Annotated in this window: 22 protein-coding genes and 4 tRNA genes; 18 read left to right on the forward strand and 8 right to left on the reverse strand. The window is 54.9% G+C overall.

The genetic code is table 11. The features are described 5' to 3' along the window. The first annotated feature begins 113 nt into the window (after nucleotides 1–113). Together rutR and IBT54_RS03665 are read left to right on the forward strand one after the other, a co-directional pair. Complete coding sequence (rutR, locus tag IBT54_RS03660; protein ID WP_013357377.1) at nucleotides 114–749, forward strand: HTH-type transcriptional regulator RutR; 636 nt, start codon at nucleotides 114–116, stop codon at nucleotides 747–749. A gap of 38 nt (nucleotides 750–787) precedes the next feature. Then, on the forward strand, nucleotides 788–1,762 hold the full coding sequence (locus IBT54_RS03665) for a metal-dependent hydrolase (protein ID WP_110331660.1): 975 nt from the start codon (nucleotides 788–790) through the stop codon (nucleotides 1,760–1,762). Between the two features lie 45 nt (nucleotides 1,763–1,807). Here the strand turns inward: IBT54_RS03665 and cycA are convergent, their stop codons facing one another. Next, nucleotides 1,808–3,202: a D-serine/D-alanine/glycine transporter gene (cycA, locus tag IBT54_RS03670; RefSeq protein ID WP_013357379.1), complete on the reverse strand. Its 1,395-nt coding sequence runs from the start codon at nucleotides 3,200–3,202 to the stop codon at nucleotides 1,808–1,810. A gap of 286 nt (nucleotides 3,203–3,488) precedes the next feature. Between cycA and IBT54_RS03675 the strand changes: the two genes are divergently transcribed. The 3 genes from IBT54_RS03675 (at nucleotide 3,489) to IBT54_RS03685 (ending at nucleotide 6,826) form a co-directional block, all read left to right on the forward strand. Next, entirely contained in the window at nucleotides 3,489–4,184 is a 696-nt protein-coding gene (locus IBT54_RS03675) for an extensin family protein (RefSeq protein ID WP_013357380.1), read from the forward strand. Between the two features lie 1,185 nt (nucleotides 4,185–5,369). Then, nucleotides 5,370–6,092 (forward strand): transcriptional regulator SdiA, encoded by a 723-nt coding sequence (gene sdiA, locus IBT54_RS03680; RefSeq protein WP_013357381.1) that lies wholly within the window; start codon nucleotides 5,370–5,372, stop codon nucleotides 6,090–6,092. A gap of 122 nt (nucleotides 6,093–6,214) precedes the next feature. Continuing rightward, on the forward strand, nucleotides 6,215–6,826 hold the full coding sequence (locus IBT54_RS03685; RefSeq protein WP_033782566.1) for an acyl-homoserine-lactone synthase: 612 nt from the start codon (nucleotides 6,215–6,217) through the stop codon (nucleotides 6,824–6,826). A gap of 33 nt (nucleotides 6,827–6,859) precedes the next feature. Here IBT54_RS03685 and IBT54_RS03690 read toward each other — a convergent pair whose 3' ends face one another. Next, nucleotides 6,860–7,084 carry a DUF2594 family protein gene (locus tag IBT54_RS03690; protein WP_003849983.1) on the reverse strand — a complete coding sequence of 75 codons (225 nt, stop codon included), beginning with the start codon at nucleotides 7,082–7,084 and terminating at the stop codon, nucleotides 6,860–6,862. A gap of 431 nt (nucleotides 7,085–7,515) precedes the next feature. On the opposite strand from IBT54_RS03690, the gene uvrY reads away from it, so the two are divergent. The 6 genes from uvrY (at nucleotide 7,516) to IBT54_RS03720 (ending at nucleotide 11,057) form a co-directional block, all read left to right on the forward strand. Further along, nucleotides 7,516–8,175, forward strand: coding sequence for a UvrY/SirA/GacA family response regulator transcription factor (gene uvrY / locus IBT54_RS03695; protein ID WP_013357383.1), 660 nt, complete (start codon nucleotides 7,516–7,518; stop codon nucleotides 8,173–8,175). Beyond that, nucleotides 8,168–10,000 (forward strand): excinuclease ABC subunit UvrC, encoded by a 1,833-nt coding sequence (gene uvrC / locus IBT54_RS03700; RefSeq protein ID WP_095707411.1) that lies wholly within the window; start codon nucleotides 8,168–8,170, stop codon nucleotides 9,998–10,000. The genes uvrY and uvrC overlap by 8 nt, the downstream gene beginning before the upstream one ends. A 69-nt stretch (nucleotides 10,001–10,069) precedes the next feature. Then, the gene (pgsA, locus tag IBT54_RS03705; protein WP_013357385.1) at nucleotides 10,070–10,618 is read left to right on the forward strand and encodes a CDP-diacylglycerol--glycerol-3-phosphate 3-phosphatidyltransferase; all 549 of its coding nucleotides are present in this window, start codon (nucleotides 10,070–10,072) and stop codon (nucleotides 10,616–10,618) included. 152 nt (nucleotides 10,619–10,770) lie between these two features. Continuing rightward, a tRNA-Gly gene (locus IBT54_RS03710) sits at nucleotides 10,771–10,846 on the forward strand. Nucleotides 10,847–10,886: 40 nt separating this feature from the next. Further along, a tRNA-Cys gene (locus IBT54_RS03715) sits at nucleotides 10,887–10,960 on the forward strand. 10 nt (nucleotides 10,961–10,970) lie between these two features. Beyond that, nucleotides 10,971–11,057, forward strand: a tRNA-Leu gene (locus IBT54_RS03720). Nucleotides 11,058–11,188: 131 nt separating this feature from the next. Here the strand turns inward: IBT54_RS03720 and IBT54_RS03725 are convergent. Continuing rightward, nucleotides 11,189–11,446: a hypothetical protein gene (locus tag IBT54_RS03725; RefSeq protein WP_013357386.1), complete on the reverse strand. Its 258-nt coding sequence runs from the start codon at nucleotides 11,444–11,446 to the stop codon at nucleotides 11,189–11,191. Nucleotides 11,447–11,663: 217 nt separating this feature from the next. Between IBT54_RS03725 and IBT54_RS03730 the strand changes: the two genes are divergently transcribed. Together IBT54_RS03730 and IBT54_RS03735 are read left to right on the forward strand one after the other, a co-directional pair. After that, a tRNA-Lys gene (locus IBT54_RS03730) sits at nucleotides 11,664–11,736 on the forward strand. A 164-nt stretch (nucleotides 11,737–11,900) separates the two neighbouring features. Continuing rightward, nucleotides 11,901–12,746 (forward strand): substrate-binding domain-containing protein, encoded by an 846-nt coding sequence (locus IBT54_RS03735; RefSeq protein WP_147788420.1) that lies wholly within the window; start codon nucleotides 11,901–11,903, stop codon nucleotides 12,744–12,746. Between the two features lie 32 nt (nucleotides 12,747–12,778). Here the strand turns inward: IBT54_RS03735 and IBT54_RS03740 are convergent, their stop codons facing one another. Continuing rightward, nucleotides 12,779–12,946, reverse strand: a complete 168-nt coding sequence (locus tag IBT54_RS03740; RefSeq protein ID WP_013357388.1) for a hypothetical protein — start codon at nucleotides 12,944–12,946, stop codon at nucleotides 12,779–12,781. Nucleotides 12,947–13,139: 193 nt separating this feature from the next. Between IBT54_RS03740 and IBT54_RS03745 the strand changes: the two genes are divergently transcribed. Beyond that, the gene (locus IBT54_RS03745; RefSeq protein WP_013357389.1) at nucleotides 13,140–13,340 is read left to right on the forward strand and encodes a DUF6404 family protein; all 201 of its coding nucleotides are present in this window, start codon (nucleotides 13,140–13,142) and stop codon (nucleotides 13,338–13,340) included. 35 nt (nucleotides 13,341–13,375) lie between these two features. Here the strand turns inward: IBT54_RS03745 and IBT54_RS03750 are convergent, their stop codons facing one another. The 4 genes from IBT54_RS03750 to IBT54_RS03765 all read right to left on the reverse strand — a co-directional run bounded on the left by IBT54_RS03750 (nucleotide 13,376) and on the right by IBT54_RS03765 (nucleotide 16,971). Continuing rightward, nucleotides 13,376–14,881: a SulP family inorganic anion transporter gene (locus IBT54_RS03750; RefSeq protein ID WP_179291175.1), complete on the reverse strand. Its 1,506-nt coding sequence runs from the start codon at nucleotides 14,879–14,881 to the stop codon at nucleotides 13,376–13,378. 138 nt (nucleotides 14,882–15,019) lie between these two features. Continuing rightward, nucleotides 15,020–15,280 carry a biofilm/acid-resistance regulator YmgB/AriR gene (locus IBT54_RS03755; RefSeq protein WP_013357391.1) on the reverse strand — a complete coding sequence of 87 codons (261 nt, stop codon included), beginning with the start codon at nucleotides 15,278–15,280 and terminating at the stop codon, nucleotides 15,020–15,022. A 393-nt stretch (nucleotides 15,281–15,673) separates the two neighbouring features. Further along, entirely contained in the window at nucleotides 15,674–16,081 is a 408-nt protein-coding gene (locus IBT54_RS03760) for a DUF2000 domain-containing protein (protein WP_201251591.1), read from the reverse strand. A gap of 41 nt (nucleotides 16,082–16,122) precedes the next feature. Continuing rightward, nucleotides 16,123–16,971, reverse strand: coding sequence for an AraC family transcriptional regulator (locus tag IBT54_RS03765; RefSeq protein ID WP_095707409.1), 849 nt, complete (start codon nucleotides 16,969–16,971; stop codon nucleotides 16,123–16,125). Nucleotides 16,972–17,116: 145 nt separating this feature from the next. Here IBT54_RS03765 and IBT54_RS03770 point away from each other — a divergent pair, with 145 nt between their 5' ends. The 4 genes from IBT54_RS03770 to IBT54_RS03785 are packed head-to-tail and all read left to right on the forward strand — an operon-like array spanning nucleotide 17,117 to nucleotide 21,706. Next, nucleotides 17,117–17,548: a MarR family winged helix-turn-helix transcriptional regulator gene (locus tag IBT54_RS03770; RefSeq protein WP_201251592.1), complete on the forward strand. Its 432-nt coding sequence runs from the start codon at nucleotides 17,117–17,119 to the stop codon at nucleotides 17,546–17,548. Between the two features lie 2 nt (nucleotides 17,549–17,550). Then, complete coding sequence (locus tag IBT54_RS03775) at nucleotides 17,551–19,236, forward strand: MFS transporter (RefSeq protein ID WP_201251593.1); 1,686 nt, start codon at nucleotides 17,551–17,553, stop codon at nucleotides 19,234–19,236. Continuing rightward, on the forward strand, nucleotides 19,233–20,327 hold the full coding sequence (locus IBT54_RS03780; protein WP_013357396.1) for an HlyD family secretion protein: 1,095 nt from the start codon (nucleotides 19,233–19,235) through the stop codon (nucleotides 20,325–20,327). The genes IBT54_RS03775 and IBT54_RS03780 overlap by 4 nt, the downstream gene beginning before the upstream one ends. Beyond that, a complete protein-coding gene (locus IBT54_RS03785; protein ID WP_201251594.1) occupies nucleotides 20,324–21,706 on the forward strand; it encodes an efflux transporter outer membrane subunit in 1,383 nt (460 codons plus the stop codon). The genes IBT54_RS03780 and IBT54_RS03785 overlap by 4 nt, the downstream gene beginning before the upstream one ends. Nucleotides 21,707–21,773 lie beyond the last annotated feature (67 nt).

The following is a 21,773-nucleotide window of genomic DNA, read 5'->3' on the forward strand; positions in this document are numbered from 1 at the left end:
AATTCACTGCACATTTTGCATGCAGGCTGAGCAAAAAAGGTGCAGGGCGCGGATTGGGCAGCGACTCATCCCTTTGCTATGATGCGCTGACACCAGAAGGATGAGGTAAACGTGTGAATAGCGATGAAAAAAAGCCAACGCGTCGTTCGCGTGCGGTGGCAGCGAAGCGGGCTGCCATACTGGAAGCGGCGTTAACCTTCTTCTCACAGTTTGGTATTCACGGCACCAGCCTTGATAAGGTGGCCGAGCTGGCCGATGTCTCTAAAACCAACCTGCTCTACTATTTTCCCTCTAAAGAAGTGCTCTACGTGGCGGTGCTGAAACAGATTCTGGATGTCTGGCTGGCACCATTGCGCGCGCTGGCGCACGATCAGGATCCGCTGGTGGCCATCCGGCGTTACATCCGGCTAAAGCTGGAAGTGTCACGCGATCATCCTCAGGCTTCCCGGCTGTTCTGCCTGGAGATGCTGCAGGGCGCACCCTTGCTGAAAGGGGAACTGGCGGGCGATCTCAAGCAACTGGTGGATGACAAAGCGGCTATTATTGAACGCTGGATTGATGAAGGACGGCTGGCGGGCGTACAGCCACAGCACCTGATCTTTATGCTGTGGGCCACCACGCAACATTACGCCGACTTTGCCACCCAGGTTGAGGCCGTGACTGGTCAGACGCTCAGCGATCCGGCGTTTTTCGATCAGACCGTCGAAAACGTCCAGCGCATGATCATTGAAGGGATTCGCGTACGCTAATTCAGGACACATTCACAATTCGGTGACGGAGTGAATCAATGGATTCTGTTTCGCAGTTGGTGTTGGGTGCTTCGGTCAGCGTGGCGGTGATGGGACGTCGGGTGCCGATCTGGCAGGCTGTGCTGGTGGGTGGCGTCTGCGGCACCTTACCCGATCTGGATGTGTTTATTGACCATGGTGATGCGATACGCAACATGACGCTGCATCGCACGGAAACACATGCGCTGCTCTGGCTTACGCTGATCTCACCTCTGATGGCGTGGGGGATTGCAGAACTCTTTCGTCAGCGGGTGAAGTGGGCGGTGTGGTGGCCCGCGATCTGGCTGGCGCTGATTACCCATCCGCTGCTTGATTTAATGACGGTGTACGGCACCCAGCTTGGTCTGCCAGTCACCGATTATCCCTATGCCATTGGCAGTATTTATATCGTCGATCCCCTCTATACGCTGCCGTTGCTGATAGGGCTGGGTGTCGCGTTGTGGCGTCGTGGTGACAAAGGCATGCGTGGGAACCGGATCGGCCTGGCACTGAGTACGCTTTATCTGGTCTGGAGTGTGGTGATTCAGGGCGTCGCAGGCTGGCAGATTCGTGATTCGCTGACGGCGCAGGGCATTGCGGCCAATAAAGTTCTGGTGACGCCCACTGCCTTTAATACGCTGGTCTGGCGCAGTGTGATCATCACGCCGGATCGCTACGGCGAAGCCTACTGGTCGCTGTTGTCGCCCTCGCGTCCGCTGCATGTGGCGTGGTATCCGCGACATCCTGAACTGTTCGACGCCTTCCGGGGCAGCTGGTATGCAGAACGTGTCGCCTGGTTCAGCCACGGCTTCTACGCTTTGCGCGAGCAGGATGGGCAGACCACGATAGCCGACCTGCGCATGGGCGAAGGCGATAACTATACCTTCACCTTTGGCCTGGGCACGCCTCAGCAGCCCGATTCGCGGCCGCAGCGCTTACCTTATGAACGCCCCACGTTGTCCGCCATTTTCTCTGCGCTGGGTGAACGGCTGTAAAAAAAGCCCGGTCAGGTGACCGGGCTTTTTACATGCCGTCAGCGATTAGCGGCTGCGGCGATGACGCAACGTCCAGCCCACACCCAACAGCGCAAACCAGAGTGGCGTGACCATCAGCGCCTGGCGTGTATCTTCCTGCAGCGTCAGCAGCACCAGCACAAACGCAAAGAATGCCATGCAGACCCAGCACATGAATTTGCCCAGTGGCATCTTAAAGGCCGATTTGGCATGGCGCTCAGGATGCTTTTTACGGTAAGCCAGATAGCTGCACAGAATGATGGTCCAGACGAACATAAACAGAATGGCTGAAACGGTAGTCACCAGCGTAAAGACCTTCATCACATCCGGGATCAGGTAGATCAACGCCACACCGAGCAGCAGACACAGGCAGGAGAAGAACAGGCCGGTAGTCGGGACCGCTCGGGCAGAGAGACGACCAAACGCACGGCTCGCGACGCCCTGCTGCGACAGGCCATAGAGCATACGGCTGGTGGAGAAGATGCCGCTGTTGGCTGAAGAGGCAGCAGAGGTCAGCACCACAAAGTTAACGATACTCGCCGCAGCAGGCAGGCCAATCAGCACGAACATCTCAACAAACGGGCTGCGGTCGGCCATGACCTGGGTCCACGGCGTCACCGCCATAATCACCATCAGCGCCAGCACATAAAACATAATGACGCGCAGCGGAATCGCGTTAATCGCGCGCGGTAAGACTTTATGTGGATCGTGGGTTTCAGCCGCTGCCGTTCCGACCAGTTCAATGCCGACAAAGGCAAACACCGCAATCTGGAATCCGGCAAAGAAGCCGCTGAGTCCTTTCGGGAACATTCCGCCGTGATCCCAGATGTTGCTCAGCGCCGCGGTGCCACCGCCGGGTGAAGGGTAGTGAATCGAGACCAGTACAATCCCGGTGACGATCAGCGCGACAATGGCGACGATTTTGATTATCGCGAACCAGAACTCCATCTCACCAAACAGCTTAACCGTGGCGATGTTCAGTGCCAGAAAAACCACCACGCAGAGCAGGGCGCTCATCCAGATCGAGAAGCCCGGAAACCAGAGCTGGAAATAGGCGCTGATGGCCACGACGTCAGCGATGCCGGTTACCACCCAGCAGAACCAGTAAGTCCAGCCCGTAAAATAGCCCGCCCACGGCCCAAGCAGATCCGCGGCAAAATCGCTGAAAGACTTGTACTCAAGGTTAGAGAGCAGCAACTCGCCCATGGCGCGCATCACGAAGAACAGCATAAAGCCGATGATCATATAGACGAAAATGATCGAGGGCCCGGCCAGACTGATGGTTTTACCGGAACCCATAAAGAGGCCGGTACCGATAGCACCCCCTATGGCGATCAGCTGAATATGGCGATTATGCAGGTTGCGCTGTAGCTTGTCGGGCGCGTCGTGGGCGCGTGCGGTTTCTTTAGATTGATCAACCATAGAATTGTCTTTCCTGTCTTGATGTTGTGTCAGCTCTGCTGGCTGTTAGTAAACGCGTCTGCCCAGAGGGCGAGTGGGCATAAGATAGAGGAAGAGGGCCGGAATCGGGTAACGCTTTTTTATCAATTGTGAAGCCTGACGCTCCGTAAGCCGTAATAACGGACGGTTTCGTTCAATCCTGCGTCAGTCTGGGTAATTATTCATCACGTTTTGTCAGGCAGACGGCATGAAGCGGAATGTGCTTCTACACTTTTTAGTTATTAATCATTATGCTGCAAAGGGAATTATGCGTACGCTTATCCTGTTTCTGCTGTTAATTGCGCTGGGATGGGTTAGCTTACCCTGGCTTAAGCAGCATCTCCCGCCGCAGTTCAATCCCTTTACACCACTCTCCGTCACCGATCCCCCTGGCTGGATGACGCAGATAAAGATGAAAAGGCTGACCCAGGATCCCGACGCATGTCTGGCGGTGATGCGTCGTGCCCAACAGGCGGGCTGGGTGAGTTTCAGCGAGCGTCCGGCCGTCACAGGCAACTGTCCGATCGGCCATCCGCTGCGAATTCAGAAATTTGGCCCGGTCAGCCTCAGCAGCAGTTTTCTCGCCAGCTGTCCAATGGCGGTCGCCAGCACCATGTATGCCCTGCGCAGTCGGGACCAGATCGCCCGGGATATGCATAGTCCACTGGTACGAATTACTCATGTTGGCAGCTATGCCTGTCGTAATATTTATCACCGCGCAGAGGGGCGGCTCAGTGAGCATGCCACCGCCGATGCCTGGGATGTGACCGGCTTCCAGCTGGATGATGGCCAGCGGCTTGAGGTCAGTCGTCACTGGCAACAGCCAGAAGAGAAAGCGGCTATGCTGCACACGCTATGGCGGGGTGGCTGTGACGTATTCGGCAATGCGCTGGGGCCGGACTACAACGCCGCGCACGCCTCACATTTTCATCTGGGTATGCGTGGCGCCGGCTACTGCCGATAAATCATCAGGCAGGATTAATACCGTGTTTGATTAAGAATTAAACAGCCGGTAAGGGAAAAACCAATCCAGTTATCATTACCAGCGCGGCCACACCTGACAATGAACCAGCAGCAAATCAGGAGGCTGATCAGGCAGCCTTTTTCAGGTCCATAAATTACAAAAGAAAAGTGCTCATCAATGCAGTCAGAATTAAAATTTCGTCGTCTCATCTGAACAGTGCCAGCAACGTCAGGATGAAATTAATTCACGATGCTGAAAAGTGAATTAAGAGAAATTAATTGCATCGATAAAGCATGCAGCATCAAATAACAATCGGGAATTTACCCGTTGCAATTTTTTTCAGTGATTTAGTTGCGTGACTATCGGTAAAGTGATTTTCATGACTAAAATAGAGTCAGTGTTGAGCGTATTGCTGCCATAACGTACTGTCAGCATAAATAGTGATCTAAGCCACGTATTGCGTTCAGGCAGAAGATAAATAAAGCTGATTTTTTAATGCACCGCTTTTGGTTCAGATTATTCGCAGTCTAAAAAACTGCTTAAAGGCTGAGCGGGTCCACTCGTCCGCTAGTCGACGCAGTCGGGCAGGATTTTCGCAGAATATTGTTATTACTCAGCCCTTCGTTACGCCTGTCGGGCAGCAACGGCAAGAGGAGCAGAATCAGCATTGAGAGGTCGCAGGTACAGTCCGTGAACCCGTTAGCTTTTCCGGATTGTTAGGCGCGTGCTGCTGTGTAGGGGGACTCATCACAGGAATGCGGCATCGCCTGAAGAGCAGAGCTTATTTCCTGATAAAAAATATGTCAGCAGTTTTCCGCTGCCGCTTCGCTTATTGAGATGTAATTAACGCTTTGTTTACACATTATTTACTCAATGTCTTGTAGACGATTTAATATTTCCAGCAGCCCTCCAGTAACTGAGATGAAATTCAATTCATCGGCAGGGATTGAATTTCTATCAGAAAAATCTTATTCTCCTGGAGTGATTGAAATTGCTGTGGCCGGCCTCACGTTACAGGGGCAGGGGCATTTTTTTACTCCGTCATAACGGTGAAGGACTTTATGCGCTGCAGAGGGTGAGGGATTCACCTCAACGATAAATTAATTTTCTGCTGTTAATTTAATTTATCCGATGAATCCGAATGAATAATACCGGAAGGGCGAGTGAAATTAACGCTGAGGTAATATGAGTACTGAAAACTATTTCGCCTGGCGAAGTGAGGTGAAAGAGAAATTTCAGGCATTAACGGCTTCTTTTGAGTTGAAGACGTTATTGCAACAGTTTACTGAATCACTGGGCTTCGATTATTTTGCCTTTTTGATTCAGCATCCGGTGCCATTTACCCGGCCGCGTATTCATTTACATAGCACTTATCCCAAATTATGGGTTAAACGTTATGAGAAGCAGAATTATTACGCTGTCGATCCGGTGCTTACATTGTGTCAGCGACCGGGAAGAGGGATGGCCTGGAGTGAGGAACAGTTCACTGACGCCGGCAATCTTTGGCATGAGGCGAGAGAATATGGGCTGCAGAGCGGATTTTCTTGCTCCGCAATGGCACCAAATCGCGTCATTGGTATATTATCTATATCATCGCAACAGCCCATTTCTGTCCAGCTCCGCCATGCTGAGCTGGAGGTGAAACTACACCTTTTAGCGGAACTAAGCCTGGATACGCTGGAGCGCTTTAGCGATGATGCAATGATGGTACTAAAAAAAGCGTTTAGTCAGCGCGAGCTGGAAATTCTGAAATGGACAGCCGAAGGAAAAACGGCGGTCGAAATTTCACTTATTTTATCCATCTCTGAACATACCGTTAACTTTCACCAAAAAAATATGCAAAAGCGTTTCAATGTTTCCAATAAAACGCAGATTGCCTGCTACGCAGCGGCAATCGGACTGATTTGAACATAACACAACTGCTACATTTGGCAGTTCCTTTGTACAGGTCTGTTGTCTACCCTGCGCCGGGGCTTTGCCAGGCTGGCGCAAAGAAATCATTGCAAACATGGGGATGTCAGAGGCGCATGATGAAAATAGTGCAAACGCAATTAAAGGATATGCCATCCTCTTTGCTTGCCGAACTCGGCAGCTACCGTTATAGCGTTTTTGCGCGTGGCGAAGGGTGGTCAATCCCTCCGCGCCTGAGCACGCCAGGACAGGAGTATGATCGCTACGATCGATCAGATGTCACCTGGCTAATCGCATGGAATGCGCGTGAGGGCATTAGTGGCTGCGCGCGTCTGATGCCCTGGTTCGAACCTGAGCAGAGTGAAGGCATTGTGTTGCCTTTCAGCCATGAGAAAGTGTGGGAGATGTCGCGCTTCTCGGCACGGCTGGAAGTCGACGCGGAACTGCCGCTGAACATTCTCTGGCACGCGGTACAGCTGGCAGAGCTGAACGGCATGGAATACATCATCAGTTCGGCAACGCCGATGCTGGAGAAGATGTTTGAAGAGCATGGCGTGGTGTATGAGCCGCTGACGCCGGGACTCATTCTGTCAGAAGATAATCTGTTTGCGATCCGTATTCCGGTCGTTCAGCCCGCTCTGGCAGAGAAATATCGGGGAACACGTCGTTTCAGCCCGGAAGAGGTGCTGCCAACGCTGGGCGTGTCGGTTAACTGGCAGGCGCACAGTTAGCGTATTTGCCCCCGCTGCTGGGGGCAAAAAAGCTTACTGACGGTAGGCTGTTTTGATCTGTTTGATGGTATTGCTGAACACTTCCGCCTGAGGCTTATCGCCCAGCGTCTGCACATAGCGTTCCATGTTAATAATCACTTTTCCGGCATCAGCCTGTCCCATACCTTTCAGAATCAGGGTGATCATCATCTTCAGGCCTGCGATTTCATCCGCTAATTTCCGGGCTTCCTGGGAAGTTGCAAAATCTTCATCGCTCATGCGTTTCTCCTTGGTGAATGACAACGTGTCGGCAATTTGTCCGAACAGCAGTGCGTGAGTATATCACAGGGGCAGTAAGTTGCTGAGACGGGCGCTTCGCTTCGCCTTCAAAGGCTGGTTTGTCCAGTACAACTAATCAATCGCTGAAAGTAATCACAGGCTTCATCAACTCAGCCGTGGCGAGGATGTACGGCACTAAACCTTAAAGCGAGACGGTGTTAATCCACTGAAAATAATAACATTTATTTATTTTTTCGCGATCCGATCTTTTATCATCACCGCCGGTTAATCTCTTCCGGACGGGCCTGACAGCAATCATGTAATGCTTACACTGTTTTGCTTTGTTGATGTGCTTTTGAGGTAAAAGCGGGTATGATTGATGCCTGAAATCGTGAATTACTTCTTCTTTTTTAGCCTCTGGAGTTTCCCCGTTGATCAGTGTGCTTCTTGTTGATGACCATGAACTTGTCCGCGCGGGTATCCGTCGCATCCTGGAGGATGTGAAAGGTCTGGCCGTGGTCGGAGAGGTCAACTGTGGCGAGGATGCCGCCAGATGGTGCCGTGCCAATCAGGTTGATGTGATCCTCATGGATATGAACATGCCGGGGATCGGCGGACTGGAGGCGACGCGCAAAATCGTGCGTTATAATCCTGATATCAAAATTATCATGCTGACCATTCACACGGAAAATCCGCTGCCTGCGAAGGTTATGCAGGCGGGTGCAGCAGGCTACCTCAGTAAAGGGGCTGCGCCACAGGAAGTGATTAATGCGATTCGCTCGGTAAATGCCGGTCAGCGCTACATCGCGTCAGACATTGCTCAACAGATGGCGCTGAGCCAGATTGAGCCGCAAAAAGCGGAATCGCCTTTCAGCTGTTTGTCGGAAAGGGAATTGCAGATTATGCTGATGATCACCCGGGGACAAAAGGTGACGGAAATTTCCGAGCAGTTAAATCTCAGTCCTAAAACCGTTAACAGTTACCGCTACCGGATGTTCAGTAAGCTGAATATCAGTGGCGACGTAGAGTTAACGCATCTGGCCATTCGACATGGCCTCTATAATGCGGAGCCGTTAATCAGTAGTGAATGACGTTTTTGATTCCAAAGCCTTTCTGAGTACGGTAACCAGCAAACCCGGTGTTTACCGCATGTATGACGCTTCAGGCACCGTCATCTATGTGGGCAAAGCCAAAGACCTGAAGAAGCGTCTCACCAGCTACTTCCGCACTCAGGTCGGCAGCCGCAAAACCGAAGCGCTGGTCAGCAATATCCAGCACATCGATGTCACCGTTACCCACACCGAAACCGAAGCGCTGCTGCTTGAGCATAACTACATTAAGCTCTATCAGCCGCGCTATAACGTACTGCTGCGCGACGATAAATCATATCCCTACATTTTTCTCAGCAGCGATACCCATCCGCGGCTGGCAATGCACCGTGGTGCAAAGCATGCCAAAGGCGAATACTTTGGCCCGTTCCCCAACGGCTATGCGGTGCGCGAGACGCTGGGCCTGCTGCAAAAAGTCTTTCCTGTCCGCCAGTGTGAAAACAGCGTCTACCGCAATCGCTCCCGGCCCTGTCTGCAATATCAGATCGGTCGCTGTCTTGGACCCTGTGTCGCGGGCCTGGTCAGTGAAGAGGAGTATGCGCAGCAGACGGATTACGTACGCCTGTTTTTAGCCGGTAAAGACGATCAGGTTCTCAATCAGCTGGTCAAACGTATGGAAGAGGCGAGCATTGGCCTGCGCTTCGAAGAAGCGGCACGACTGCGCGATCAGATTCAGGCTGTGCGCCGTATCACCGAAAAGCAGTTTGTCTCCAATCAGGGTGATGACCTGGATGTGATGGGTGTGGCATATGAAGCAGGCATGGCCTGTCTTCACGTGCTGTTTATCCGTCAGGGCAAAGTGTTGGGCAGCCGCAGCTATTTCCCGAAAGTGCCGGTGGATACCGACCTGGCCGAAGTGGTTCAGACCTTTGTCGGGCAGTTCTATCTGCAGGGCAGCGAGGCACGCACGCTGCCGGGTGATATTCTGCTGGACTTTACCCTGCCGGAGCGTGAGCTGCTGGCGGAGTCGCTCAGTGCACTGGCAGGACGCCGGGTGAATATCCAGAGCAAGCCGCGCGGCGATCGCGCCCGTTATCTTAAGCTGGCGCGCACTAACGCCGCGACGGCATTAACCACACGTCTGTCGCAGCACTCCACGATTCATCAGCGGCTGATGGCCCTGGCAGAGTTTCTTGAGCTCGACCGGATCACGCGCATGGAGTGTTTCGATATCAGCCACACCATGGGTGAGCAGACCATCGCCTCCTGTGTGGTGTTCGACCAGAATGGTCCGCTGCGTGCTGACTATCGTCGCTATAACATCACCGGCATTACGCCGGGCGATGATTATGCTGCCATGAATCAGGTGTTACGACGCCGGTATGGTAAAGCGATTGAAGAAGATAAAATCCCGGATGTGATTCTGATCGATGGCGGTAAAGGCCAGCTCTCTCAGGCGAAGCAGGTTTTCGCGGAGCTGGATGTGCCCTGGGACAAAAAACGGCCCATTTTACTCGGTGTCGCCAAAGGCAGCGACCGTAAAGCCGGATTGGAAACGCTGTTCTTTGAGGCGGAAGGTGAGGGTGTTTCGCTGCCACCGGATGCGCCAGCACTGCATGTAATTCAGCACATTCGTGATGACGCTCACAATCATGCCATTTCAGGTCATCGTAAAAAACGAGCCAAAGTAAAGAACACCAGCGCACTGGAAAGCATCGAAGGCGTAGGGCCGAAACGGCGTCAGCAACTGCTTAAGTACATGGGGGGCCTGCAGCCGCTGATGAATGCGTCAGTGGAGGAGATCGCCAATGTACCTGGCATCTCACACGCGCTGGCAGAAAAAATATACTACTCGTTGAAACACTAGCATTGAAACAGGGGGGGCAATGTAGGAACATAGGCTAAATTTTACCTATATCCAGACAGTTACCGGCATATGCAATTAAACATCCCGACGTGTCTCACCCTGTTTCGAGTCGTGCTCATTCCGTTCTTTGTGCTGGCTTTCTATCTGCCGTTCACCTGGGCGCCGCTGGCTACCGCACTGATTTTCGTTTTTGCTGCCATCACCGACTGGTTTGATGGCTTTCTGGCGCGCCGCTGGAAGCAGACGACGCGCTTTGGTGCGTTTCTCGATCCGGTAGCGGATAAAGTGATGGTGGCGATTGCGCTGGTGCTGGTAGCGGAATATTTCCACGCCTGGTGGATTACGCTGCCTGCAGCCACTATGATTGCCCGCGAGATCATTATCTCTGCGCTGCGTGAATGGATGGCGGAGATTGGCAAACGCAGCAGCGTGTCGGTTTCCTGGATTGGTAAAGTGAAAACCACCGCTCAGATGTTCTCCCTGTTTGCCTTACTGTGGCGTCCTGATGCTACCGTTGTGGCGGTTGGCGTAGTCGCGTTATACATTGCTGCAGTGCTGACTTTCTGGTCTATGTTCCAGTATTTAAGCGCTGCGCGCGGCGATCTGCTCGAACCGTGATCGATACGATTTAAAAAGCAGCAAACGGACACGCTGTGAGGATAATTTTATTGACTCATTGCGTCATCTAAGTAGAATGCAACGCATCGAACGGCAGCCAGGCTGCCAGAAGATAAATAAAATCAGCAGGTTCGACGAAATTGCTGAAAATTGCGGGAATAGCTCAGTTGGTAGAGCACGACCTTGCCAAGGTCGGGGTCGCGAGTTCGAGTCTCGTTTCCCGCTCCAGATTCGCAGGTCAGGTTAGCCTGACGGCACATCAGTTTAAGGCGCGTTGGCAGAGTGGCTATGCAGCGGATTGCAAATCCGTGTACCTCGGTTCGACTCCGGGACGCGCCTCCAGTTACACCCTGCCCGGGTGGTGAAATCGGTAGACACAAGGGATTTAAAATCCCTCGGCTGTAAGGCTGTGCGGGTTCAAGTCCCGCCCCGGGCACCATATTTCTGCCGCAGAAAAAGAATAAAACAAAGTAATATGCAGTAATGTCGTAACCGCCCAAGGGCGGTTTTTTTGTGTCTGTTATCTGGCGCGACGGTGACGAAACATCCGACTGGTAGTATCAGCCGCCGTTAGCCGCGGGAGCTGAACACCAGCTCATCAGCTGTATCACTTACCAGCACCATTCTTTGCGCCTCTCCACTGGATGAAACAAAGGTCACTTCATGCCCGATGCTGATAGCATCGAATGCATCTGTTGGCTGCGACTGCTTCTGAATCTCCAGAACCATCCGCGAGGCAAAGGGTTTGTCATTGACCTTATCCAGACGATAGTTGGCGGTAAAACTCAGTTCGGGCTGATCAACCACGTAGAATTGTCCTGAAGGCATAGTCTTGACCTCTATATAAGTTTGGCCATACGTCCCGGGCGGGACAGGCTGCCTGAAATTTAAGGTTAGCGGAATAATCAATGTCTGCAGGTGCCCGCGCCTGGTTTACGGGTTTAAGCAGCGATTGCTGAATAAACACGCCGCTTGCGCTTGTCAGTTCTGAAAGGAGCACTAACCTTGTCTACAGTCTACACAGTGTGCTTTCCAGGCAAACTTTTCGGGCATGGTATAAAGGTATTACTGCAACTCTTAATGGGTTGACGATGCGGGTTCAATTCCTGCTGCCCGGTCCTTCTCTCGCATCTTCTTAACGCCTGCTGCTCTGCCACCGCAAACTCAGTTACATCTGATTTCACTCATTTTTGCGGCCCACATCGAACTCTGTAACCTGTTGAAACACCCTGGCTTATCGTAAAGTGGAGGATTGTTTGCCGTCTCAGAGAAGCTAACGCCAATGAGTACACTGTCTATTCCTGACTTAACGGAACCGGCTTTACCCCCGATTATCGGCGTTGTCGCCAGCCAGCTGCGCAATCCCTCTCAACAGAAAATACTGGATGAGGTCACGCGCCAGCTCAATGCGCGCGGGGTTATCACGGTGCTGCTGAATGCCGAAACTGACGTGGCACTGACAGCTCTCATCCAGCAGGCGACGCCCTTTGCGCTGCGGGGTCTGCTGCTGTTGCCCGGAAACAAGGCCATCAGTGCCTGTAATCTGCCGGTGCTGGAGATTGACGCAGAGCCTGAATGGCAGGCGGATGCGCTGCGGGCGGGCGAAGTGACAGCAGCGTTACTGCTCGCACAGGGGCATCAGCGGTTTGGCTTTTTGCAGATCCAGCCCGGTGACGTGGCGCAGAAGCAGAGCTACTGCACCACATTACAGGCGGCAGGCATGACGCTGGATGCAGAACTCACTGCTGCCGCTGACGACCGTGACGGCGCTTATCAGGCGATGATGCAGTATCTGAAAAAGACCCGTGCCGCTGAGCGCATTCAGGCACTTTTCTGTGAAAGCGATCTGCTGGCGTTTGGTGCGATACAGGCAGTACGCGATTTTGGTCAGGGTACGCATCTGGCGGTGGCAGGGTTTGGTGACACTGAGGAAGCCCGCAGTCCGACCTGGCATCTTACCAGCTGGTCACCGGACGTCAGACAAATCATCGGCCGCGCATTAGATCGCTGGCTGGGTCAGCAGGCAGAAAACAGCGATGAAGAGGGGCAATTACAGCAGCGTCACTCTCATTCTGGCAAAGTCATTCCGGGTGAGATGTCAGCCTGCGGCTGCGCCTTTCGGCACTAGCCAGCCTGCGAGACAGGCTGGCCTGAAATACATTATCCCTGCGGTTGTCCTGCCGGACCGACACCACCCGGTGCGCCAACCGGCTGCTGTCCGCCTGGCGGTGGCGGTGGTGGGGCATCTCTGCCCGGCGGTGGCGGTGCACAGGCGGTGAGGGTAGCAAGAATAGCCAGCGTCGATAACAGATAAGCCGTACGTTTCATCGTAATTCCCTGATCAGGTAAGCGGAACGTAAAGTATAGAGAATCGACAAAAAATCGCGCAGTCAGCGTCGGGCGTCCGCTGCATAACGTAAATTAATGGCGATTATTTGAGACGCCTCTCAACTCCTGCAAGCCGGGAATGCGTTGCGGGCATGAGCACGCTAAGGTAGCGCTTCATTTAAGAGGAGTCGTTATGAATGGCATGATGAAGTTCGTCCGCGGCTGGCTGGTATTCTCTGTTCTGTGGGGCGTATTCATGTGGTTTATGTCATGGCAGCAGCAGGGCAAGGAGCCTGGTCTGGCGGTTCTGACAAGTCTCTACGCCGGTTTAATCTATCAGGCGCTGATTACGATGGTGGGCCGTTACCGGGCGCGCCGACAACAGGCTGAGTAAATTCTGCTGCCGGAGAGGCAGCAGAACGCACCCTCTTAGCCGAAATTACCGGTCAGGCGCTGATGGAAATCAGTACTGCGTGGATCCAGCCCCTCAATGGTCACCTCTGCACCATAACGCTGATAGCGATACTCAATGCCATCCAGTGCCGCGACGCTGGATGCATCCCAGATTTGTGCGTGGGTTAAATCGATCGTCACTTTTTTCGGGTCATGGGCATAATCGAAATGCTCAAACAGATCGTTGCTGCTGGCAAAGAACAGCGGACCACGCACCACATAGCGCACTGAGCTTCCATCGTCGCTCAGCTGGCGTTCCGCATGGATAACGTGCGCAATACGACGGGCAAACAGCAGCATCGCGAGGATCACCCCAGCCAGCACGCCCAGCGCCAGATTACCTGTCCAGACCGTCACAGCCACCGTCAGCACCATAATCAGCGTTTCTGACCACGGCATACGTTTCAGGGTAGCGGGCTGCAGGCTATGCCAGTTAACGGTTTTCACCGCCACCACCATCATGATCCCGGCCAGCACCACCATCGGGATTTGCGCCATAATCCGGCTGAGTCCGGTCACCAGTAACAGCAGCACCAGACCGGCGGCCAGGGTGGAGACACGGCTGCGTGCCCGGCCCAGCTCAACGTTAACAATCGTCTGACCTATCATCGCGCACCCGGCGATGCCGCCATAAAAACCGGCAAAAATATTTGCTACCCCAAGGCCCCAGGCTTCACGTCGCTTACTGGAAGGCGTATCGGTCAGGTCATCAACCAGTTTGGCGGTCAGCAGTGACTCCATCAGCCCGACAAAGGCAATGCTGAGTGCGGTGGGCCAGATAATCTGCAGGGTCTGCAGGTTAAGCGGCACCAGCAGACTGTTAAAACCGGGCAGGCCAGGACTCATTGGCCCTTCATCGCCCACGTTCGGCATGCGATAACCCATTAACAGTGCGACCGCAGTCACCACCACAATGGCGACCAGAGGTGAAGGAACACTCTTTAGCAGGCGCGGCAACAACAGCACGATAGCCAGGGTGACGGCAAAGAAGATCCACACCAGGGATGACTGACCCCAGACGTGCGGCACCTGAGCAAAGAAAATCAGCACGCCAAGGGCATTCACAAATCCCAGCATGACCGAGCGGGGGATATAGCGCATCATGCGCGCCAGACCAGCCACACCAAACAGAATCTGAATCACACCGCCCATCACGACCGCAGGCAGAATATATTCAACACCGTGCAGATGGACCATCGGCCCGATCACCAGCGCCACGGAACCAGCCGCTGCCGTGACCATTGCCGGACGACCGCCCAGTATCGATAGCGTCAGGCAGAGTACCACCGAGGCGACCAGACTGACTTTCGGATCGACACCGGCAATAACGGAAAAAGAGATCACTTCAGGGATCAGCGCCAGCGCGGTAATCACACCGGCCAGGCATTCACGGGTCAGCAGCGCAGGCGAACGCAGAACGCGCCCCACACTGATATCGCCCGCCACAACGTCGGTTGCGGCAACATCATTGGTCTGAGTCATAAAGTTTTGCAGGCTCTTTAGTTGTTTTGCTCCCGCGCGAGGGGCGGGAAGATTGGGATAATGGTGAGGGGCAGATAGTACCGGGCGACTGGCGAAGATGCCAGAAAAAGGCGGGTCACTCCCTCCGTGGAGTCGCGATTACAGTGAAAAATCGTCCGGGGTTTTATGCACCACCAGGTCAAGCAGTTGCCGGTAGATGTCCAGCATCTCCCTGTCGCTTTCCAATTCCAGCCGGTGAATAAGCTTTGAGATAATGGCTTTATTATTCACTGGCATGCCTGATTGCAGGATTTCTGCAACAAGGATACCCAGCATTTCCATCTCGCTGGCTGGCTTATTGGCGGCAGGATTAAAGTAATCAGCAATTTCCTGATTGGTCCGGGGAAGAATATATTGCATGTGTAAGCCCTTCATAACAGCCCGATTCCGGTTCGGATGTCAGGACAAAATCGATCAAAAAACCATCACATGGACAGATGCGATGGTGCCAGCTGCAAAAACTGAGCAGATAAAAAAATAACCTCTGAAGGTGGAAATCCACTGACACCTTCAGAGGCGACGCAAGTGCATCATTCGTTACAGAGTCGCATGACAACTCATGGCAGTAAACTTATACAATGAAGGGCAATCTGTACAATCGGATCCTTTGGCAAAACGTGCTATTAGTCACTTATCAGCAGCTTATAAGGATTAATCCGAACCCAAATCTGTACAAATAACCTATACAAACGATGGGTTCGGCTGATGAAACGCAGGAGCAAGGGAAGTTTCAGCCTGCTTCCCGCTGAAAAACTAACTGAAAAGCGGCAGTTTTGCCGTCAGTTTGCGCAGCGCTTTCTTATCGCCGACGATAGCCAGCCCCAGCAGACGCCACTGCTGTCGGGGTTGTTGCCGCAGTACGTCACCCAGCGCCTGATAATCGGTGGTACTCTGGCCTGCTTCCGGAAACAGCACCAGATCGTACTCTGCCTGTTCGCACTGTTCCCGCAAAACATCCAGCTCCTGGCCGGAGGCAGCCAGCACCGGAATGCCGGTAGTAATCAAACCGGGTGAGGGGTAGTTCTCTGCATCCTCCAGCGCGTCACCAACCAATGTCGGATGGCGCTGTCCCAGGGTTAAGGCGATCACGGCGGCGGCGTTGGTCGCTTTGCCTGGCGGCAGAGCGGCATTAAGTATCATCACACATCGTTTGTCCTGCATTGCGCTTCTCCTGACGAAAAAAACGCATTGTGGCAAGTGACTCAGCCTGGGTCTGGAAGATTTGTGCAGGCGTGCTGATAACGGGCGGGGGAGAGCTGGCAGGCGCGCTTAAACCAGCGGCCCAGATGACTCTGATCGGCGAAACCCAGCGCAGCGGCCACATCGGCGACAGGCTGGCCCTGCGCCAGCAGGCGTCGTGCCTGGCTCAGTCGCCACTGCACCAGCCAGGCGTGGGGCGGCAAACCCCAGTGCGTCTGAAACAGGCGCGACAGCCGGAAGCGATCTGTCTGAAGATGCTGTGCCATCTGTGCCAGACCGGGATTATCCGCATGATGGGCAATCAGCCAGTCACGCGCCTGCAGCGCCAGCCGGGCATCTCTGTCTGTGTGCTGCGCGGGCAGGGACCACTGCTGGTGCGGGGTGAGCTGTCTCAGCATCCTATCCATCGCTGCCTCTTTGATGATGGCAGGATGGTTGTGCCACAGCGCATCAAATGCATGCCAGACGGCATACGCCAGCGGGCGGTCATCGCGCAGCGTGGCGGCAAACCGCAGCTCACGCGGTGAGGGCGCATCAGCCTGCTCAGGGGCGCGGTGGCGGGCAATCTGCTGTGGCGAAAGATAGAGCATCCGATAGGTAAAACCGCTGTCGTTGATGGCATCACCATCATGCAGCTCCTCCGGCTCAAGCATAAAGACCGTTCCGGGACGACTCTGATGCTGTTTGCGTCGCGAATGAAACTGCTGTACACCTTGCTCGGTCACGCCAATCAGGTAACTGTCGTGCCAGTGCGGGTCATAGGCGTGGCCGGTAAAATGGGCGCGCAGGGCCTCGATACCACTCACGGCGTCGCGACGCAGATCGACCCAGTTTGCTGATGCCTGTTTCATGTTATCCGGCTCCCGGTTACGGCCTCTGGACATTCTGACGTGATCCACTAATTTTTAACAGACCGGACGCTTTTCAATCGTGTTTCGCTTTGCGTATAATAACGCTTCCACTCAATTAGATGTCTTACTATTAGGCTGCTAACATTTGTCTCAGCATACCCGTACCTTTACCCATTTACTGCATCTGACCGCCCACGCCTGGCGGCTGGCGGTGGATCGCCACCTCAAAGATAGCGGCTTAAGCATGAGCAGCTGGATGGCCATCGGGCTGATTGCCAGTGAACCGCAACGCATGACTCAGACCGAACTGGCGCAGCTGCTGGGACTGGAAGATGCCAGCATGGTGCCGCTGGTGGATCGGCTGGTCAAACAGTCACTGCTGACGCGGGTACAGCCGCCGGAAGATCGCCGCAAACGTCACCTGGTGCTGACAGAAAAGGGCAACGAAGCGTTTGCTAAAGTGAAAACCGAAGCTGATGCACTCCGTATTGAAATGCTGGCCGATATCGATCCGCAGGATCTGGCCGTCACCGAGCGCGTACTGCAACAACTGCTGAGCCGCATGGGAAGTATGTAGCAGTGGCAAAGCGAAATCCCTACGCTGCACGCGAGTGGTTGCCGCATGAACAACCGATGCTGCCGGGTTCGCCCTCGACCCCGCTGCATCCGATGCCAAAACGTCTGGCGTTTGGCCTGATCGGCTTACTGATCTCGCTGACTGGTGCGCTGAGTAATGCGCTGGTCACGGCGAACCTGATTAATCTGCAGGGCACCTTTGGGGCCTGGTCGAACGAGATTGCCTGGCTGCCTGCGGTCTACGTGATGGGCAATATCTCCATTAACCTGCTGCTGGTGAAGTTCCGTCAGCAGTTTGGCCTGCGTGTCTTTACCGAAGCGTTTCTGGTGCTCTATGTGCTGGTGGCGTTCTTTCATCTGTTCGCCAACGATTTAAGCTCTGCGATCGTTGTGCGCACGGCCCACGGCATGGTAGCTGCAGCACTCAGCTCGCTGGGTATCTACTATCAGGTACAGGCCTGGCCTGCGAAACACAGGCTGAAAGCGCTGGTGATAGGGCTGACGGCCTCGCAGCTGGCTATCCCGCTGGCCCGCTTATTCTCGTCGGAATTACTGCAGCTTAATGAGTGGCGCGGTCTCTATCTGTTTGAACTCGGTCTGGCGCTGATTGCGCTCGGTGGAGTCCTGCTGGTGAAACTGCCTCCGGGCGATCGCATCAAAACGTTTGAGAAGATGGACTTCGTCACCTTTATCCTGCTGGCGCCCGGCATGGCGCTGTTGTGCGGTGTACTGACGCTGGGCCGTATTGAGTGGTGGTTTACCACGCCCTGGCTCGGTATCTGTACCGCGATTGCCCTGACGCTGATTGTCGCGGCCATGGTCATTGAACATAACCGGCGCAACCCGCTGATTAATACTCGCTGGCTCAGCAGCGGCATGATGGTGCGGCTGGGCATTGTGATGATCATGATCCGTATTGTGCTGGCGGAACAGAACACCGGTGCGGTTGGCTTTCTGCAGCAGATCGGCCTGCAGAACGATCAGATGCGCGGTCTGGCGCTGGCGATCATGGCCGGGGTTGTTGTGGGCATCGCTGCCAGTGCGCTGACCATCAAGCCCGCGCATCTTAACTGGCCGATTGTCGCCTCGCTGGTGGTGATGATTATCGCCTCGCTGATGGATGCGCAATCCAGTCCGCTGACCCGTGGCCCCGAGATGTATTTCAGCCAGTTTCTGCTGGGCTTCAGCAGCGCATTTTTCATGGCACCCGCCATGCTGATGGGCATTGGCAGCGTGGTCACGCAGCCGAAAAATCTGGTGAGCTTTGTGGTGCTGTTTGGCATGAGCCAGAATCTGGGCGGGTTGATCGGCTCGGCGATTCTGGGAACGTTTCAGGTCTGGCGGGAAAAATATCACTCCAGCCTGCTGGGCGATCAGCTCTCACTGCTCGATCCCAACGTTACCGAGCGGCTCAGCCAGTACAACGCGCTGTTTAATTCGCTGGTGGGTGACGACGTTCTGCGCGGTGCGCAGAGCACCAGCCAGTTACAGACGGTTGCCACGCTGCAGGCCAACGTGCTCGCTTATAACGACACCTACCTGTTAACTGCCGCGCTTGCCCTGGTCACGCTGATGTGGGTGATCTGGCGTTTAACCCGACGTCGCTATCTTGACTGGCGTCAGGCGCAATTTAACCTGCGTGAGCAGCAACAGCTGGCCGCGTTACAGGAATCAACGGAGAAACAATGAGTCATCAGGATGATCTTCAGGCGGCGGAACGCGAGCGCGCCAATCGCCGCCGTATTCTTTCTATTGCCGCAGGCAGCGGCATTGTGGTGATTGGCGTACTGGTTATTCTCTACGCCTGGCAACTCTGGCCCTTCACCAGCGCCATACAAAGTACCGAAAACGCCTATGTGCGCGGTCAGGTAACCTTTATCAGTCCGCAGGTTAATGGCTATCTCACTTCGGTAGAGGTGATTGACCTGCAGCCGGTGAAAAAAGGGCAGCTGCTGATGACGATTGACGACCGTATCTATCGCCAGCGGGTGCATCAGGCGCAGGCGCAGCTGGCGATGAAGCAGGCGGCACTTAACAATAATCTGCAGCAGCGGCGCAGCGCAGAAGCGACGATTCAGAGCAATAAAGCGGCGCTGGAGAATGCCAAAGCCCAGGCGCTGAAAAGCGGCTTTGATCTGAAGCGCGTTGAAAATCTTACGGCGGATGGATCGCTGTCGGTGCGCGAGCGTGACGCCGCCCGCGCTGCAAATGCCCAGGCCCAGGCGCAGGTGCGTCAGGCGGCGGCGCAGATCGCTGTCGCCGAACAGAATCTGCAAACCGTCATCGTTAACCGCGACGCGCTGGAAGGCGATGTCGACAGCGCCCGCGCTGCGCTGGAGCTGGCAGAGATCGATCTGGCGAATACCCGGATTACTGCGCCCGACGATGGCCAGCTTGGTCAGCTGTCGGTTCGCACCGGTGCTTATGTCACGGCCGGTACGCGCCTGACCTCGGTGGTACCCAATCACAAATGGATCATCGCGAACCTGAAAGAGACCCAGTTGGCCAATATTCGGCCCGGCCTGCCGGTGACTATTCGGGTCGATGCGCTGGATGGCAAACGCTTTAACGGGCAGGTGGAATTTATCTCGCCGGCCGCAGGCTCGGAGTTCAGCGCCATTTCGCCTGATAACGCTACCGGCAACTTCGTTAAAATCGCACAGCGTATTCCGGTTCGCATCCGCATCAACGATCAGGATATGCATCAGTTGCGTCCGGGTATGTCGGTCGAAGTAAATATCGACACCGCCGCCCAGCCCGCTGCTGAGGGCGCACCATGAGGGTTCGTTTACTGATCGGTGTGATGGCGCTGCTGCTGACAGGCTGTGCCACCCAGGTTGAAAAGGCACCGTCCTCTCTGCCGATCCCCGGCGCGTGGCGTAATAGTGTCGGTCCTTCTGCCGCACCGGAGGCGGCGTGGTGGCGCGCGTTTCATGATGAATATCTCAACCGGCTGGTGACCCAGGCGCTACGCAATAATCCCGATATTCTCACGGCACGATCCCGGGTCGATCAGTATCGCGCACAGCTGCGCGCCACGCAGGGCGATAACTTTCCGACGCTGAGCGCCGGGGTGGCTGCGACCCGCGAGCGCACGCTCTCTTCAGTGACGGGCCAGCCGTATGAAACCGATGTTTTCCAGGGCTTACTACAGGCGAACTATGAGGTCGATCTCTGGGGAGCGCGCAGCAGTAGCATTTCGGCGGCACAGGCGACCTTAGCGGCGCAGCAGGCTGCCGCGTCTGCCGCCGAGCTGACCATCGCCAGTTCGGTGGCGTCAGGATATCTCAACCTCTGCGCGCTGGATGAACAGCTGCGGGTGACGGAGGCGACACTGGCGACCCGCAACAACTCCCTGAAGCTGGCACAGCGTCAGTTTGAAACCGGCTACACCTCCAGACTGGAGTGGATGCAGGCGGCCTCGGAGTATCAGTCAGCCAGAGCGCAACTGCCGCAGCTGCAGCATCAGATCACCCAGCAGGAGAACGCGCTGAGCATTCTGGTGGGCATGAATCCGCGCAGCATCGCCCGTCGTCAGCAGTTCGACCAGATCTTACCGCAGCAGATGCCGTCACTGTTACCCTCAGAGCTGCTCAATCGCCGTCCGGACATTGTGCAGGCACAGCGTCAGTTACTGGCCGCAGATGCGAGCCTGGCATCGTCGCGGGCGAAGCTGTTGCCAGGGCTGAATCTCACCGCCACCGGCACCCTGCAGAGTTCGGTGCTGCATCAGCTGGCGGATGACCCGTTCCGGCTGTGGAGCGTAGGCGGCAGCATTCTGGCGCCGCTGCTGAACCGTGAAGCGCTGACGGCGCAGGTGGATGTCTCCATGGCGACGCGCAATCAGGCACTTTATGGCTATGAAAAAGTGGTACGCAACGCCTTCGCGGAAGTCAGCGATGCCATCGATGCCATCAGACGGGGTGAGGAACAGCTCCAGGAGCTGCAAAAGCAGGAAGCCTATGTAACGGAGGCGCTGCGCATTGCCCGCAATCGCTATCAGAACGGCTACGCTTCTTATCTGGATGAACTGGATGCGCAGCGAACCCTGTTCTCAACTCAGCTCAATCGGGTGACGGTCAAAAATAACCTGCTGCTGGCGCAAATCGATCTCTACCGCGCGCTGGGCGGTGGCTGGACACCGGCCTCCACACCGTAATTGCCTGGTCCGATCCAGCCGCAGCCAGAGTTTCTGCGGCCAGGATCGGCCTCTGCGCTGTGGCTAT

Source organism: Pantoea sp. S62 (assembly GCF_016658625.1).
GTDB lineage: Bacteria > Pseudomonadota > Gammaproteobacteria > Enterobacterales > Enterobacteriaceae > Pantoea > Pantoea vagans.